At 71.2% G+C, this 16,689-nt stretch carries 12 protein-coding genes; 3 read left to right on the forward strand and 9 right to left on the reverse strand.

The window, feature by feature from the left end:
- Positions 1 to 71: 71 nt before the first annotated feature.
- The 8 genes from K8640_RS05335 to K8640_RS05370 all read right to left on the reverse strand — a co-directional run bounded on the left by K8640_RS05335 (position 72) and on the right by K8640_RS05370 (position 10,336).
- Entirely contained in the window at positions 72 to 1,535 is a 1,464-nt protein-coding gene (locus K8640_RS05335; protein WP_223746079.1) for a TolC family protein, read from the reverse strand.
- Complete coding sequence (locus K8640_RS05340) at positions 1,532 to 1,876, reverse strand: heavy metal-binding domain-containing protein (protein WP_223746080.1); 345 nt, start codon at positions 1,874 to 1,876, stop codon at positions 1,532 to 1,534. Before K8640_RS05340 ends, K8640_RS05335 begins: the two co-directional genes overlap by 4 nt.
- A gap of 289 nt (positions 1,877 to 2,165) precedes the next feature.
- Positions 2,166 to 2,990 carry an N-acetylmuramoyl-L-alanine amidase gene (locus tag K8640_RS05345; RefSeq protein WP_046711153.1) on the reverse strand — a complete coding sequence of 275 codons (825 nt, stop codon included), beginning with the start codon at positions 2,988 to 2,990 and terminating at the stop codon, positions 2,166 to 2,168.
- A gap of 96 nt (positions 2,991 to 3,086) precedes the next feature.
- Positions 3,087 to 6,218 carry an efflux RND transporter permease subunit gene (locus tag K8640_RS05350; protein WP_223746081.1) on the reverse strand — a complete coding sequence of 1,044 codons (3,132 nt, stop codon included), beginning with the start codon at positions 6,216 to 6,218 and terminating at the stop codon, positions 3,087 to 3,089.
- Complete coding sequence (locus K8640_RS05355) at positions 6,208 to 7,395, reverse strand: efflux RND transporter periplasmic adaptor subunit (RefSeq protein ID WP_223746082.1); 1,188 nt, start codon at positions 7,393 to 7,395, stop codon at positions 6,208 to 6,210. The genes K8640_RS05350 and K8640_RS05355 overlap by 11 nt, the downstream gene beginning before the upstream one ends.
- Positions 7,392 to 8,618, reverse strand: a complete 1,227-nt coding sequence (locus tag K8640_RS05360) for a TolC family protein (protein ID WP_223746083.1) — start codon at positions 8,616 to 8,618, stop codon at positions 7,392 to 7,394. Before K8640_RS05360 ends, K8640_RS05355 begins: the two co-directional genes overlap by 4 nt.
- Before the next feature lie 113 nt (positions 8,619 to 8,731).
- A complete protein-coding gene (locus K8640_RS05365; protein ID WP_223746084.1) occupies positions 8,732 to 9,052 on the reverse strand; it encodes a hypothetical protein in 321 nt (106 codons plus the stop codon).
- Positions 9,053 to 9,370: 318 nt separating this feature from the next.
- On the reverse strand, positions 9,371 to 10,336 hold the full coding sequence (locus tag K8640_RS05370) for a PLP-dependent cysteine synthase family protein (RefSeq protein WP_223746085.1): 966 nt from the start codon (positions 10,334 to 10,336) through the stop codon (positions 9,371 to 9,373).
- Between the two features lie 169 nt (positions 10,337 to 10,505).
- On the opposite strand from K8640_RS05370, the gene K8640_RS05375 reads away from it, so the two are divergent.
- From K8640_RS05375 to K8640_RS05385, 3 genes are all read left to right on the forward strand, one after another.
- Positions 10,506 to 11,972 (forward strand): ATP-binding protein, encoded by a 1,467-nt coding sequence (locus K8640_RS05375; protein WP_223746086.1) that lies wholly within the window; start codon positions 10,506 to 10,508, stop codon positions 11,970 to 11,972.
- A gap of 66 nt (positions 11,973 to 12,038) precedes the next feature.
- The gene (locus K8640_RS05380) at positions 12,039 to 12,635 is read left to right on the forward strand and encodes a DUF2378 family protein (protein WP_223746087.1); all 597 of its coding nucleotides are present in this window, start codon (positions 12,039 to 12,041) and stop codon (positions 12,633 to 12,635) included.
- 592 nt (positions 12,636 to 13,227) lie between these two features.
- Entirely contained in the window at positions 13,228 to 14,463 is a 1,236-nt protein-coding gene (locus K8640_RS05385; RefSeq protein ID WP_223746088.1) for a hypothetical protein, read from the forward strand.
- A 3-nt stretch (positions 14,464 to 14,466) separates the two neighbouring features.
- Here K8640_RS05385 and K8640_RS05390 read toward each other — a convergent pair whose 3' ends face one another.
- On the reverse strand, positions 14,467 to 16,353 hold the full coding sequence (locus tag K8640_RS05390) for a serine protease (RefSeq protein WP_223746089.1): 1,887 nt from the start codon (positions 16,351 to 16,353) through the stop codon (positions 14,467 to 14,469).
- Positions 16,354 to 16,689 lie beyond the last annotated feature (336 nt).

Consider the following 16,689-nt stretch of genomic DNA (forward strand, 5'->3'; position numbering starts at 1 on the left):
GGAGGTCCTCTTGCGCGCCGTCGGGTCCTCCGTGTCCGTCGTGCTGGAAGCGAAGGGGGAGAGGAGGGACTTCATGGTGTGACTCCGTGGCCAGGCTCGGGCGCGTGGCCGTGGCCGGAAGGCGTTTCGGTTTCAGTGGGCGTTGGGCGGGGATGCTCCGGCGCGGCGGCGGGCGTCGCGCGGCTCCCACCCGGGAGCCGACCTCCGACGAGCTGCTCCAGCTCCGCGTGCGCCATCCAGTAATCGCGGACCGTCTCGATGTACGCGCGGTACGCCTCGACCTGGGACTGCTTCGCGTCGAGCAGCGCGTACAATCCAATCTGCATCGCGTTGTATTGGAGCTGGGACTGCTCGACGACCTGCTCGCGCAGCGGCAGCACCACGCGCTGATACCGCTCGGCCACGCCTCGGAGCGTCAGCAGCCGGGCCCGCGCCGCGCGGACCTCCGAGCGCGCGTTGACCGACAGCTCCGTCTGCCTCCGTTCGCTCTGTCGATGCTGCGCCTCCAGCTTCGCGATGAGCGCCTGGCGCTGGTCGAAGATGGGCAGCTCCAGCGAGAGCGTGGGCCCGAGCAGTCGCGGACCATTCGCGTCCCGGTGCGTGTGCACGCCCACGTCCACCCGCCCGAAGAAGCGCGTGCTGCGCGCCAGCTCCAGCGCGTTCCACATCAGCTCCGTCTGCTTGCGCGCCGCATCGATGTCCAGCCGCTGCCGGATGGCGAGCGACTCCAGCCGCTCCAGCGTCGCCTCCTCCTCGGGCGGCGCGGGGAGCTTCTCCGTGATGGCCCACTGGGTCCTCGCACCCCACAAGCCCAGCAGCCGATTGAGCCGCTCGCGGTCCTCCACCAGCGTCAGCTCCTCGCGCGCCAGCTCCAGCCGGGCCTCCTCCGCCGCGGCCTTCTCCGTCGCCAGGTCCAGGTCCGTGAGGTTGCCCGCGGCGTGCTGGAGCGTCGCCAGCTCGGCGGCGGCCTCCGAGGCCTCGAGCACCATCCGACGCAGCTCCACCAGCTGCTGCCGCGCCTGCACCTCGCGGAACACCTTGCGCGCCTCCGCGGCCGTGGCGAGCGCCTCGTGCGCGACGCGCAGCGTGTCCGCGATGAACTGCTCCTGCGCCACGCGCTTGCGCAAGGGCAGGGTGAACAGCTCCACGAAGCCCTGCACCAGCGAGAACTCCGTCTCGCTCACGCCGTCACTCGTGAGCGGAAAGCCGATGCTCCCATCGAACGTCGGGTTGCTCAACAGCCCCGCCTGCACCATGTCCGCCTGGGACACCCCCAGGTCCTCGTACGTCGCCTGGAGCGCGGGGTTGTTGAGCAGCGCCACCTCCACCGCGTGGTCCGAGGTCAGCGCTCCCGCGAGCAACGTGTCCAGATGCCGGGAGACCTCCGCGTCCTCCGGCGTCCCCTGATTCCAGCGCGTCTTGCGGCCGATGCGCTCCTCGACGAGCGTGGCGACCTCCGCGTGGCCCTTCTCCTTCTGGATGGAGGCACAGCCGCCCGTGAACACCAGGGCGGCGGCGACGAGCGCGCGTCTCACCGGTGCTCTCCGTGTCCCTCATGGCCCGACGTGGGCTTCGCCGGCGTCAGCTTCATGTTGCACTTCGGACACACGCCGGGCTTGTCCGACTGGACCTCGGGGTGCATCGGGCACGTGTAGAGCGGGGTGCCCGCATCGGGCGGCGCCGGTTTCTCGGCCTCCGGCACGCGCGGCGGCTTCGCGTCGGGAGGCGCGGCCGCGAGCACGCTGGAGAGTGGGGCGGCCGGGGACTCGGGCGCCTCGGGGTTCGATGGGTCCAGGGACGGCGCGAGCCGCCTCGGCTCGGAGGCACAGGCGGCGAGCGTGGTGAGGCTCGCGAGGACGCTGAGGAAGGTACGCATGGATGACCTCGATGAGGCGCGCGGTGAAGCGGGCCGAAGACGCCGCGCGGTTGAGCAAGCCCCAGGCCATGCCGGCGCGAGCGCCAACCGTGCGAAGGGACGACGCTCTCGAGGTGCAGGGACGCGATGCCGCGCGGGCCCCGGTGTAACCGGGGTCATCACAGTGTGATGAGCGCCGTGAGGCCGGCTGTTCAGCCGCGCACTTCGCGTATGCCCGAAACACGAAGCGCGGGGAGCACCCTGTCAGGCACTCGACCCGCGCTTCACCTGCTTCACTTCACGGCGACGCTCAGGAGATGCCCTTGCGCAGCCGCGCCCAGTCGAAGTTGGGCGCCGGGTCGTTCTTGCGGCCCTTGGGCACCGCGACGTCCGCGTGACCGACGATGTTCTTCATCGGCACGTCGTACTTCTCCTTCAGGTGGCTCGTCAGCTCGGTCAGCGCCTTGTACTGCGCCTCCGTGAAGGGCGTCTTGCCGCTGCCGTCGTTGACGATTTCGATGCCGATGGAGCGCGCGTTGACGTCCGTGGGGACGCCGTGCAGCTCGCTCTTGCCCGCGTGCCACGCGCGCTTGTCGTCACCGACGAGCTGATAGATCTTGCCGTCGCGGTCCACCATGTAGTGCGCGGACACGCCGCTCTTCGGGTTGCGCATCCACGACAGGTCGGCCTTGCCGTCGTTCGACGCCGTGTGGTGCATCACGATGGTGTCGATGTCCGCCCCGTTGCGGCTGTCGGAGTTGGGCGAGGGCGCGCTGATGACCGCGGGCTTCGTGCCCGGCGTGGTGGGCGTCGTCGGCGTCGTCGGCGTGCCCGACAGCGCCTTCTTCAGCGCCGCCTGCGTCTGCTCGCCGTAGTACCCCGTCGTGGGAAGTTTCTTGTCGGCCTGGAACTTCTTCACCGCGGTCTCGGTCTGCGCGCCGAAGGTGCCGGGGCCCGTGGCCACCTGCTTCGCCGTCAGGTAGCCGAGCTTCACCAGCGCGTCCTGGAGCTGCTTCACCTTGGGGCCCGTGTCGCCCTTGCTCAGGCCCGCCGGAGGCACCGTGACGGTGTTGGTGGCGGCCGCCGCCCGGGTGGTGGTGCGGGTCGACGTGGAGGGGGGAAGTCGCAAGCTCATGAAGGGCCCCAGGTTTGGAAGTGTGAAAATCACGGGATTGTCGGTGCTCCGGGTCGAAAGTTGCGGACCCAAGACCCGGAGCACCTCTCGTGTTCTTCAGGACACAGTGGGGCCGCGAGCGGCCACACCCCGTCGACGCACCTTCTCCCTGACGCCGTGCACCCAGACGTAAAAAGTCGGCAACACCAACAGGGTGAACAGCGTGGAGGTGACGAGCCCGCCCACCATGACGACGGCCAGGGGGCGCTCAATCTCCGTTCCATGCAGAGGCAAAACCAACAGTGGCAGCAGACCGAGGATGGCCGTGGCCGCGGTCATCAACTTGGGACGTACGCGACCCAGGCTCGCTTCTCGCACCGCGTCATCGAAGGACCTGCCGCGTGAGAGCAGCTCCTTGGTTTGAGAGACGAGCACCAGGCCGTTCTGCACGGCGATGCCGAACAGGCCGATGAGGCCCACGAGGCTGGAGACGTTCCACGTCTCTCCCGCGATGAGCAGCGCGAGGATGCCGCCGACGAAGGCGTCGGGCAGCGTGGCGAGGATGACCAGCGCCTCCGCCACCGAGTCGAGCGCGAGGTACAGCAGCACGAACACCGCGAGGATGGCAACGGCGATGGCCATGGCCAGCGACTGCGCGGCGCGCTGCTGGCTCTCCACGCGGCCGCCCACGTCGACGAAGTAACCGGTCGGCAGCTTCAGCTCCGCCGCCAGTCGCTCGCGCACCTCGGCCGCGGTGCTGCCCAGGTCCCGCCCCGACACGCTCGCCTCCACCGCGAGCCTGCGGCTGCCCGCCTCGCGGCGCACGCTGCCCGCGCCGAAGGTCTCCTCGATGGTGGCCAGCTGGCTCAAGGGGATGCGCGTCCCGTCGTGCCCGTCCACCAGGAGGTTGCGCAGCGCCTGCAGGTCGCCGCGTCGGTGGTCCGCCAGTCTCAGCACCAGCTCGTGCCGTCGCTGGCCCTTCCAGACCTGGGAGGCCTCCTCGCCCACCATGCCCACGCGCACCGCGCGGATGACGTCTCCGGGCGTCAGGCCCACGCGCGCCACGGCGGCGCGATTCACGGTGATGCGCAGCTGGGGCAGGCCGCTGAGCTTCTCCACGCGCAGGTCCTCCACGCCGTCCACCTTCGCGAGGATGGCGCGCGTGCGCTCCCCCAAGGTCGCGAGCGTCTCCAGCTCCGGCCCGAAGACGCGCACGGACAGGTCCGCGGGGCTGCCACCCAGGCCCTCGTCGATGCGCATGCCCAGGGGCGTGGTGAACAGCGTGGTGACGCCGGGCACCCGCCCCACGGCGACGCGCAGGTCCTCCTCCAGCTTCTCCAGGCTCCTGCCGCGCTCCGGCTTGAGCACGACGAGCACGTCCGACACCGTGTGCGGCATCGGGTCCTCGGTGCGCTCGGCGCGGCCGGTGCGGCGCACCACGTCCTCCACCTCCGGAAAGCCGAGCAGCACGTCCTCCACCAGGTGGTTGAGCCGGTCCACCTCCTCCAGTGACGCCTCCGGAGGCAGCACCGTCTGGAGCAGGAACGCGCCCTCGTCCAGGCGGGGCATGAAGTCGCTGCCCACCGCGAACGCGAGCCCCAGCGCGGGCACGGTGATGGCCAGCGCCACCAGCCGCACCCGCCCCGCCCGCCGCATGCACGCGTCCAGCAGCGGCGAGTACACCGCCTTGATTCTGCGGATGAGCCACACGTCCTCGGGCGTGCCCTCGCGCGGACGCTTGAGCAGGAGCGAGGAGGCCACCGGCACCAGCGTGAGCGCCAGCGCCAGCGACGCGGCCAGGCACGCCACCACGGCGGCGGCGAGCGGCTGGTACATGCGCCCCTCGATGCCCGTCATCGCGAACAGCGGGATGAAGACGGCCACGACGATGAGCGTGGCGAAGGCGATGGGGCGCCCCACCTCCATCGACGCTGACAGCGCCTCCTCGCGCACGGACCTGCGGCCCTGCCCCTCGCGCAGGTCGTGGATGATGTTCTCGGTGACGATGATGGCCGCGTCCACCAGCAGGCCCACGGCGATGGCCAGCCCGCCCAGCGTCATGGTGTTGATGCCGATGCCCGCGACCTTCAACAGGATGCCCGCGAGCGCCAGCGACAAGGGCAGGGTGAGCGTGACGATGAGGGCCGCGCGCCAGTCCCCCAGCAGCACGAAGAGGACGAGCACCACCAGCAGCGCGCCCAGCAGGATGGCCCGGCTGACACCCCCCAGCGCCGAGTCCACCAGCTCCGACTGGTCGTAGACGACGCGCAGCTGCACGCCCGGAGGCATGGACTGCTTGAGCTCCTCGAGCGCCGCGCGCACGCCCTTGGCCACCGCCTGCGTGTCCGCGCCGAACTGCTTGATGACGCGGCAGCTGACCACCTCGCCCTTGAGCCGGTGGGCGATGCCGCGGCGCACCGCGGGCCCCTCGCGCACGTCGGCCACGTCCGCGAGCAGCACGGGCGTGCCGTCACGCAGCGCCACCACCGTGGTGTTCAGGTCCTCCACCGTCTGGGCGCGCCCCACCGCGCGCACCGTCCACTCCATGGGCCCCTGCACCACGAAGCCTCCGGAGGCGTTGAGGTTGGCGCCCTCCAGCGCGTGCTCCACCTCGTTCAGGCTGACGCCTCGGGCCACCATCTGGTCCGGGTCCAGCAGCACCTGGAACTGGCGCAGGTAGCCGCCCAGCCGCTCCACGCCGGCGACCCCGGGCACGGCGAGCAGCCGGTTCTTCACCTCGAACTCGGCCAAATCCCGGAGCGCCATCAGGTCCGCGGAGCCGGGCTCGGCCTCGAGCGTGAACTCGAACACCTCGTTGAGGCGGCCCGTGAGGCTGGAGACCAGCGGCGCGTCGGTGCCGGCGGGCAGCTCGCCCTGGGCCTGCGCCACGCGCTCGGCGACGTACTGGCGGCTGCGGAAGTAGTCCGCGTCCGGCTCGAACTCCACCGTCACCTGGGTGACGCCCAGCTGCGAGGTGGAGCGGATGCGCCGCACGTCGGGCAGGCCCGCGAGCGCCACCTCCATCGGGATGGCCACCGCCGTCTCCAGCTCCTCCGCGCCCATGGCGGCGTTCTGGACGATGACGTTGAAGATGGGCGCGGACAGGTCGGGGAACACGTCGCGCCGCAGGCCGTTCAGCGACACCGCGCCGAACGCGGACAGGGCCAGGGCGAGCAGCACGGTGAGCCCGGGCCGCGCGAACGACGCGCGCAGCACGCGGGCCACCCAGGATGAGGCGTCAGTGGCCATGGTGGTCCGCTCCTCCCGCCGACTTCTCCACCTCGGCCTTGAGCAGGAACGCGCCGTCCACCACCACCTGCTCGCCGACCTTCAGGCCGGAGAGCACCTCCACGTGGTCGCCCAGCGTGCGGCCCCGGCCCACCTGCCGCCGCTCGAAGGAGCCGCGCTCGCCGGTGGGCAGGAACACCACCCAGCCGTTCTCCAGCCGCTGGAGCGCGGCCGCGGGCACGGTGGTGATGGTGCCGTCGGGTCCGCCCAGCGGAATCGACGCGGTGGCGGACATGCCGGGCTTGAGGAGGCCCTCGGTGTTGTCCAGCACCAGCCGCACGGGGATGGTGCGGCTGGCCGCGTCCACGCGCTGGCCCACGTGGCCCACGCGGGCCAGGACCTCCTTGCCCGGGAAGGCGGCGAAGGTGATGCGCGCCTCGGTGTCCGGCCGCATGCGCACGGCGTCGCGCTCGAAGGCATGGACGATGAGCCACAGCGAGCCCAGGTCACCGACGCGGAAGAGCGTGTGCTCGGCGTCCGCCATCTGGCCCATGCGCGCGTCGCGCTCGATGACGGTGCCCTGGATGGGCGAGCGCAGGATGAAGCCGGCCACGCCCGCGGTGTCCTCGCTGGCGCCCAACGCCGTCAGCTCCGCGCGGGCCGCGGCGAGCTCCGCCTCGGCGCCGGCCGCGTCCACCTCCGCGGCCTGCACGTCCTTCTGCGCGACGATGCGCTCGGCGGCGAGCGCGCGCTTGCGCTCGGCGGCCTGTCGGGCGGCGGTGGCCCGGGCCTTCGCGGACTGGAGCGCGGCGCGCGCCTTGCCCAGCTCGGGGCTGCGCAGCTCCGCCAGCTTCTCGCCCTCCTTCACGTGCTGGCCCGTGGTGACGAACACCGTCCCCACGCGCGCGGAGATGGGCGAGGCCACCTCCGCGTAGGCGTCCTCGCTGAACGTCAGCTCGCCCAGCGCGTTGACGCTGTCGCCGCCGGGCCGCGCCGCCGCGGGGGCGGTGGTGACGCGCAGGTCTCGAAGCATCTCCGGGGCGATGTGGACGTGGGACTCGTCATGGCCCTCGTCGTTGCCACCGGAGGGCTGGGGGCCCTCCTCGTGGTCGTGCTCGTCCGCGTGCTCGGGCTTGGACTGCTTGCAGGCCGCGAGCGCGAGGACCAGGGAGGCGATGATGAACGCGAGGCGCTTCATGGCAGGACTCCCATCTCGACGGCGAGCTGCACCCGGGCGAGCGCCGCCTGCAGGTGGCTGTCGAGCAGCGCCACGCGCGTCTCGAGCGTTTCACGGCGCACGAGCAGCAACCCCGCGAGGTCCATCTCCCCGGCCTCGTAGGACCTCTTCGCCAGGGACTCGTTCTCATCGAGCAGCGGCAGCGCCTCGGTCTCCAGCACGGCCAGGGCCTGCTGACGCGAGGCATCGCGCACGCGCGCGGCCTCCACCTGCGCGTCCCGCGCGCGGCGAGCGGACTCCAGCGCGGTGCGGAGCCTGCGCACGCGCGCATCCCCCGTCACCTTCGCCTCCTGCCCTCGGGAGAACACGGGAAGGGGCACGCTGAGCGTCCCGACGAGCGCCGTCTCGTCGACCTCCTTCTCGTAGCGCACGCCCACGCTGACATCGGGCCAGCCCTCGGCGCGGCCGAGCTTCAGGTCGGCCTCCGCCTGCGCGAGCTCCGACTCGATGGCCACCAGGTCCGGCCGCTCCTTCGTCCCGGAGGCCGCCGCCACGGGCAGCGAGGCCAGCTCCCGCAGCACGCCGCGCACCGCGAGCGCTTCCTGGAGCGGCAGGCCCAACAGGGCGCGCAGCTCGTCGAGCAGGGCCTGCTCTTCGCCTCGCGCCGTCACCACCGCGGCGCGGGCGCGGGCCAGCGCCACCTTCGCCACGTTGACGTCGACGACGGGCACGTCCCCCGCGTCGAAGCGCTTGCCGGTGGAGTCGGACAGGCTCCTCGCGGCCTCCTCCGTCTGGTGCATCAGCCGCGACAGCTCCCGGGCATACAGCGCGCGCAGGAAGGCCGCGCCCACCTCACCCAGCACGCGCCGCTCGGCGTCCTGCTGCTCGGCGTCCTGTCGCTGGAGCCCCGCGCGCGCGGCGTCCCGGCGTGCGCCCTGCTTGCCGCCGAGCTCGATGGGTTGGGAGATGCCGAGGGACAGCTGCGTCCCCCGGAGGTCGTCGTGCGTGCGGGGCCCCAGCTCGAAGCTGACGGTGGGGTTGTCACGCAGCCACGGCGACGCGCCGGCGACGGGGCCCTGGGCCTCGGCCACGCGCCCCGCGGCGTCCAGCAACGCGGGCGCGCGCTGACGGGCGAGGGAGAGGACTTCTTGAAAGGACAGCTCGGAAGGTGAAGCGGCGCTGGCGAAGGGCCAGACGAGGGCGGCGACGAGCCCGAGGGCCGCCGGCGCGGAAGGTTTGAACACGGGAAGAGACCTCGCGAAAGGGAGGCGCGCGTCAGGCCGACGGTGCCACGGCCACGCCATGGACACACGTCACCTCGGCACGGTTCGCGCGCGGAAGACGGACCACCACCACGTCAGGCGAGGTCGGCTCTGGGGACGTGCAGGATGTCGTCGAGGTCGGCGGAGGCGGGGGCGTCCTCGTCCACCCGCACCGGGCGCGGTCGAGGTGCAATCCACAGCAGGGCGGGCGACGCGACGGGCGCGGCGCTCACCGAGCGCACGTGGCCGCAGCAGGTGCAGTCCGCGCAGTCCGGCGCGCACTGTCCGCTGGAGTCATCGTCCGGGCAGCGCTGCGTGCACACGGTGTCCGTCGCGTCGGAGAAGGCCATCCACAGGCCTCCCTCCGTCGGGGCGAACAGCAACAGGCTGAGGCACAGCCAGATGCGCGGCAGCACGAAGTCGGCTTCTAGCACGCACCCCGACAACGCGCACGGGGATGCCCCCCGCGCGTGAAGTACCTGTCGGAAGGGCAGGCGCGCCCGCTCGGGGGCGGGGCGGGGTGACGCGGTGGGACATGGCGCGTCTGTCCCCGTGCGGACGCTCGACGTGCCCCGGGAGGCGAGGCGCGGGAGGCCCGAGCCGTCACGCGGTTGAAGCCCGGCGCGGGCCGCGCGCGCGGCGCCTCGAGGCATCGCGGATGCGCCGAAGCGCCCGCGCGACGCTCCTGGCGCCGCTCGGGTGTTCGCTCCGAGCGGCGCACCCGCCGCGTCAGCTCACGCCACGCCGCGCGCGGCGACGGGGCGCTGCTGAATCAGCTCCGTGGAGAAGTAGCGCTCCATGCGGTCGGGGAACACGGTGACGACCTGCGCGCCCGGCCCCAGCCGCCGCGCCGCCTCCACCGCGGCCACGTAGTTGAGCCCCGACGACGGCCCCACCGGGAAGCCCCGGCGGATGAGCGCGCGCGCGGTGCACATGGCCTGCTCGTCCGACACGTCCAGCTCCACCCGCCCCGGCATGTCCGCGTCGCGGTACAGCTTGGACATGCCGTCCACCACGCCGGGCACGCGCGGGCTGAAGCTGCAACACTCGATGTCGCAGCCCAGGCCCGCGATGGGCCTCGCGATGAACGCCGTCACCGGACAGCCCGCCTCCGCGAACGCCTGATACAGGCCGACCACCGTGCCGCCCGTGCCCACGCCGCTCACCACGCCGTGCACCAGCCCGCCCGGAATCTGCGAGAGCACCTCCTGGCCCGTCCACACCCGGTGCGCCTCCGCGTTGTCCGGGTTCTCGAACTGGCGCGGCGCGAAGGCCTTGCGCTCGCGGGCCAGCTCCTCCGCCTTCTGGATGGCGCCACGCACGCCGCTCTCGCGGGGCACCAGCACCACGTCACCGCCGTAGGCGCGGATGGTGAGCACGCGCTCGTCGGTGACACCCTCGGGCATCACCGCCGTGAAGCGCACGCCCATCTGCGCGCTGGCCAGCGCCAGGGCGATGCTCGTCGAGCCGCTGGACGCCTCGACCACTTCGCCGCCCGGGCTCAGCTCGCCCATGCGCCAGGCCTTCTCCAGCATGTAGCGCGCGATGCGGTCCTTCGTGGACCCGCTGGGGTTGAGGAACTCCAGCTTGCACCAGATGGTGGGTCCCTCCGCGTCCAGTCGGACGGGGACGAGGGGGGTGGGAGCGATGGCCTGGAGGAAGCGGCCATCCGCGGGCAGCGGGCGACAAGGAGGACGCATGGGCCATCCCTATCGCGAAATTGTCCGCTCCGTCAGGGTCCTGGCGTGTCCGGGTGCACTCCGAGGCCCTCCGTCCGTCCGCCCGTCCTGTAAGGAAGCACCCGGGGTCGGAGATGGATGTGGCGCGCCCCCGGACTGACGGCTACGAAGGACTCCAGCTCCGTACATCATGAGTCCTCCTTCTCCGGTCATTCTGAACGTCAATGATGATGTCGCCAGCCGCTATGTGACGAGCCGCGTGCTGGGGCTCGCTGGCTACCAGGTGGTGGAGGCCGGCTCGGGCAGCCAGGCCCTGACCCTGGCGGACGAGCGCACCGACCTGGTCATCCTGGACGTCCGCCTGCCCGACATCAGCGGGCTGGAGGTCTGCCGCCGGTTGAAGTCGTCTGCCCGCACGCGCGACGCCCTGGTGCTGCACCTCTCCGCGCAGGCCGTGGGGCCCGGGGACCGGGCGCAGGGCCTGGAGCACGGCGCGGATGGCTACCTGGTGGCCCCCGTGGACCCGGAGGAGCTGGTGGCCCAGGTGCACGCGCTGCTCCGACTGCGCCGCGCCGAGCGCAAGGTGCATGCGCTGTCCGAGGAGGTCGAGCACCAGCGCAGGCTGCTCGCCATGGCCATGGCCTCCGCGGCGGACCCGATGGCCCTCTATGACGCCACCGGCCGGCTGCTCTTCGCCAACCAGGCCGCCTACGAGGTGAGGGGCACGGCCTCCATGTTGTCGCCCGGCGTCTCCCTGGAGGAGTACGGGGCGAGGGACGCCTCCCTGGCGCCCTTCATCCGGACCATGCAGACCGCGCTCGCCACGGGGCAGGTGCAGCGGGGCTCCGTGACGCTGGCGGCGCTGCGCGGCCCCCGCCACTACGACTTCACGCTGTCGCCCGCCCTGGGCGCGGACGGCCGGGTGGCGGCGGTGATGGCCACCGCGCGCGACGTCACCGAGGAGCGCAGCGCGGAGGAGTTCCGCGAGCAGTTCATCGGCATGCTCGGCCACGATTTGCGCAACCCCCTCAACGCGCTGTCCATGTCCGCGCAGCAGCTCAAGCGCAAGGGCAACCTGGACGAGCGCCAGTCCGCCCTCACCGAGCGCATCCTCACCAGCGCCGAGCGCATGGACCGGATGATTCGTCAGCTGCTGGACTTCGCGCGCTCCCGGCTGGGCGGTGGGGTGCCGGTGGTGGCGTCCGACTGTGACGTGTTCGACGTGGCGCGGCGCACGCTCGAGGAGATGCGCGCCAGCCACCCGGGCCGGCTGCTCGTCCTGGAGGTGGTGGGGGACGGGCGGGGCTCGTGGGATCTGGACCGGCTGGAGCAGGCCTTCAGCAACCTGCTGGCGAACGCGCTCAAGTACAGCCCCGGGGACAGCCCCGTGCGGATGTGGGGCGAGGCGAACGGGCAGGGCGTGGTCTTGCGGGTGCACAACGGCGGGCCGCCCATCCCCCCGGACGAGCTGCCCCATGTCTTCGCCGCGTGGCGTCGAGGCTCCCGGGCGGTGCAGCACGAGTCGAAGGCCGCGTCGGGCCTGGGCCTGGGGCTCTACATCACCCGGCAGATCCTGCTCGCCCACGGGGGCGAGGTGACGGTGGAGTCCAGTTCCGGAAACGGGACGACCTTCACGGTGCGGCTGCCGCGCGGATGATGACCAGTTGACGGTTGGAATGCGGAATGGCTCGCCGTTGCGGGGGGCCATTGCCACCTTTCCGTCATGTCGCCCGGGAAGCTCATCTTCGCGCAGTCCGTGGAAGCCCTCTTCGTGCGGGCCCTGGGGCCCTACCTGTCGAAGCAGGGGCGCCAGCGCCTGAAGGACGTGGGCCTGGATTTGTCGGAGTCGCTGCGGCCGCACTACTCACTGGAGCAGTGGCACGCGTTCCTGCGCGTGGCGGTCCAGGACGTCTTCCCGATGCTGCCTCCCAACGAGGCGTGGCTGATGCTGGGCGCGCGCTACCTGCAGGGCTTCCGCCAGACGTCGGTGGGGCGCGCCAGCCTGTCGCTCGTCACCCGGCTGGGGCCGATGCGCACGCTGGAGCGCGTCCCCTTCAACGTGAAGGCGGGCAACAACTTCAACGAGGTCCGCGTCGAGGAGTCCACCGAGGGCGCGGCCACGCTGTGGATGAAGGACGTGGTGGCGGACAACCCGTACTTCTCCGCGGGCTTCCTCTCCGAGTCGCTGCGGGTCGCGGGCGCGGGCAACGTCGTGGTGGAGCCCATCGCCTTCGACGGCACCGCCGCCACCTACCGCATCACCTGGGGCCGCGCGGCCGCCGCGCCCGTGGGCGAACTGGTTCCCGCTCCGGGCGTCTAGTCGAAGCGCCTCCCGCTCGACGCCGTGCATCCTGGCGACGGTGTCGCGGGCCTGGGTGTCCTTGAATGGCCTGGCCTCTCTGCTGCCCGCGAGCGCGCTGGCTCTGCGGGCCGGAATCGCGCGCGCCTACCACCCGGGAGGGAGTGACTTCCCTGGGCTCACGCGCAATCCTTGGCTCCATCAGTGGGGGGCCAGGATGCGTGATGAAACGATAGGTCAGCGTCATTCAGGGCACTTGTGCTGCCGTGGCCATCTGGATGCTACTCGGGGGGTGATGCCTCCGCCCGGGGCCGATGCCTATCTGATGGGTAGCATCATGCAAAACAAGATTTGCCCTGAATCGGCTTGCGTCAAGTGAGACAGGGTCGTGCCGGATGACGCGCACGGGGGGAAGCACATGGTGAAGTTGAATGCTCGACTGCGGCGGTGGGTGATGATTCTGGGAGCCGCGGTCACGCTGGGGGCGGGGACGGCGTACGCGCAAATCATCCGGGAGGGCGCTTGCTGTGTTCCCTGTTCGTGCAATCCGGATGGAAGCACCGGCAAGTGCTGTGCGCCCTGCTAAGGACATGCATTCCACGTGAGTCCGGACATGTCCAATGCGATGCGGATGGCGATGCGCCTGGGGCGAGGCTCCCTGGTCCTGGGGGTGTTCGCGGCGGTGGCGTGGGTGTCCTGGTTCGCCACGTCGTCCGTGTTGACCTCGCGGACCTCCGCCAATGCGTGTGTCGCGCCCGTGGTGGAGGAGGTGCCGGTGGTGGAGGCCTCGCTGCTGGCGGCGAGCACCGAGGCGTTCCAGGTCTCGCGGGGCGTGGCGCCTGAGCGCATCGAGGGCATGGGGGGCTCGGGGGGGCTCGCGCACGTCTTCCAGGGGCAGCGGCTGGCCCGTCCGGGGCTGAGTCTGATGACGGGCGCGGTCCGGGAGACCCGGCGGGTGGGGCGCGCGCAGGCTCCGTCCCCTCCGCACGAGCCGGAGCCGGTGCGCGAGGAGCTGCGCGTGCGTCCGGCGATGCAGCTCGACTGCTCCTTCGACAAGGGGAGCTTCCGCTGCGGCGAGTGCGCGACGGATGGGGACTGCCCTCAGGGGCAGGGCTGTGTCATCAACTATGACAAGCGTCGGTTCGAGTGTGCCGACAGCGAGTGCGAGGACGACTCGCATTGCTTCCCCGGGGATGTCTGTCGGGTGGCGGCGGGGGAGTTACCGGGGCCGGTGGTCCGTCGGTGTCTGAAGGCGGGCGTGCGTCAGGCGGGGGAGACCTGCAGCCGGTTGCCGACGACCGCGGACGAGGCCTGCGTGGAGGGGCTGCTCTGCATCAACCACCATTGCGGACCTCCGTGTGAGCCGGGGCAGCCGGGGACCTGTCCGGAAGGGGAGACGTGTGAGCAGAGCTCGATGGGAGCCGCGTGTCTGCCGGACTGTCGCAAGTCCGGGTGCATGGAGGGGCGGGCGTGCGCGGCGCTCAATGGGGGCTCGTTCCAGTGTCTGGAGTTGGTGGTGGATGAGTGCTCGGACGAGCAGCCGTGTGGGGGCGGGAAGAACTGCGTGGTGAGGGGCGGGCGTGGCGGGCGCGCGGGTCGGTTCTGCTCCGCGGCCTGTGAGTCCTGGCGGCCGGAGAGCTGTGGCAAGCAGAGTGTGTGCGGCGTGGGTGGGCCCACGGGCAGCACGTGCTACACGCAGTGCGATCCGGACAAGGTGGATTCGTGCCCGGAGCGGTGGATCTGCTCCACGGTGACGGAGGACCTGCAGTCGTGGGGCTGCATGCCGGACTTCCTGAGCGGCGCGAGCACGACGCGGCCGCGTCGCGGCGACGAGCCTCCTCCGTTCTGAGGACTACTGCGACTGGCTGCTGTCTCCGAGCGGCGTCACCATGGGGGGCGCGTCCTGGATGGTGCCGGGCTTGATGCGCTGGATGGCGAACTCCGGCAGGGTGGCGAGCAGGTCGGCCATGGAGAGGGCGAGGGCGAACTTGCCCTGGTTCTCCTTCCACTCACCGGCGAAGTGCAGGCCCACGACGACCTTGTCGTCGCGCAGGTCGACGAGCGGCGCGCCGGCGACGCCGACGGTGGTGCTGACATCGCTGCGCAGGGCGCGGACGACCGAGGGCCGGGGCTCCTGGCTCGGGGTGAGCGACACCACGCGGCCGGGCATCAACCGGCGGATGTCGTAGAGGTCGCCCAGCAACGGGCGCAGGAAGTTCTTGGGCAGGTTGCTGCCCTCGGAGGGATAGCCGATGACGTAGACGTACTGGTCCACGTGGGACTTCACCGACTCGGGGTTCCACTCGAGGGTGACGGGGGGGTGGCGCTGCGTGTCGTGCTCGGCCAGCTCGAGCAGGGCGATGGTGCGCGGCGCGGTGGACGAGGTGTCGTGGTGGGCGAAGATGACGTGGGTGACCCGGTGGGTCTGCTTCGGGTTGTCGCCATCGTCGTCGAAGGTGAACCGCCAGGTCTCTCCGGTGAGTGGCTGGGGCTCGGGGTGGTCGAGCATCAAGGGGGGGACGTGGTCTCCGACGGTCATGATGACCCGTGGCGCCACGGCGAACGCCGTCAGGTAGGTGGTCTTCCCGTCGGGCTTGGTGATGAAGAGCGAGCCGGTCGCGCGGCTGACGGGGAAGCCAGCGTCCTGGCCTGACTTCAAGAGCTGTTGCCAGCTCTCCGGGAGCACGTCCGAGACGCGGTCACCCTGCATGCGCAGCGCGGGCCGCACCTGGGCCATGACCTCGTACTTGTCGGGCGGCGCGGCGCGCGCGGCGAGGGCGACGCCTTGCTTCTCGGGCTCGGTGGGCTTGCGCCCCATCATGGCGTACTGCAAGCGGTCGTTCTGGGCCTGGATGAGGTCCTCCTGGGTCTTCTGCTCCGCGGGGAGCAGGTCCAGGAGGTCCGCGCGCAGGAGGTAGACCTCCGCGAGTTGCGTCGAGCCGGCGACCTGCCGGTCGAGGAACGCGCGCAGCTTCTTCACGCTCTCGAGGCTGTCGGGGCTCAAGCCCGTCAGGGTGGCGCTCCGCTCGCGCAGGTCGATGTACTGGCTCCAGACCTCGGCCCAGGCGCAGAACTCGGCGCGAGACACCTTGGACAGCACCTCGTCGTCGGCGGCGAGCTGCGCCCAGATGAGTCCACAGGCGACGTGGAACGAGGCCCGCTCCACGTCGGGCTGTCCGGCGATGTCCAGGACCTGTCCGTCGACCCGGTGCCCCTCGGAGCGCAGCGGGCCCCGCGTCCAGCTCGCCAGGGCGCGGACTCCGGTGGGGTGCTTCTCCACGACGCCCGTGAGCTCGTTGGGGGTGCTCACCCTTTCGCGGAGCCAGGTGAGCAGTTCCTTGATGTTGATGCCCTGGACGGTGAGCTCGACGGAGGTGAGGTCGTTGGCCGAGGAGAGCAGGGCGTCGAGATTGCCATTCCCGAACGTGGAGTCGGGCAGGGGTGTGCTGGCGCCGAAGGTGGCGGGGTTCTCGGATTCGTTCGCGCGCTCTCGCCGCTGGCGCTCCTGGTCGAGCAGGGTCTTGAACGCCCGGTGGTGGTAGGCGATCTGCCGCGCGAAGGCCTTGGCCTCCGTGGCCTTGGCCTCACCCGTCTCGAAGAAGTCGAACCGGCCGATGTACAGGCGCTTGTCGAACCAGACGCGCTGAATCTCGGAGAAGAAAACGGCACCGAGGCCCAGACACACCACCGCCAAAACCGAGGTGTAGAGGACCTTCGCCACGAAATCCGAGAACGCCATGCCTGGAACCTCTGTCGACCGCGCGGCCTGGCGGCTCAAAACCCATCCCGACGAGCCTGAAATGCTAGCGAAGGCGAGGAATCGCTGACAAGGCAGCGCTCCGAGGGAACAGGGCCTCAGTGTCTGTCTTTCCTCGGGGCTCGGCCCGGATGAGAGTCATTGGGTTGGATGGAGACCACAGGATGTGTCGGGTCGTCCCGCGCATGGGGCCTGACACGTCGGCGCGGGCAGCCTGTCCGCCCTCCTGGCGACTACCCGGGCGGAGGGTGTGGGCGTGGGTCCTCCCACGCGGTGCGCGCGTTGACGCCCGCCTGTACCTGTGTTCAGGCTGCCACC

This window comes from Myxococcus sp. XM-1-1-1, from assembly GCF_020037095.1.
In the GTDB taxonomy this organism is placed as follows: domain Bacteria; phylum Myxococcota; class Myxococcia; order Myxococcales; family Myxococcaceae; genus Myxococcus; species Myxococcus fulvus.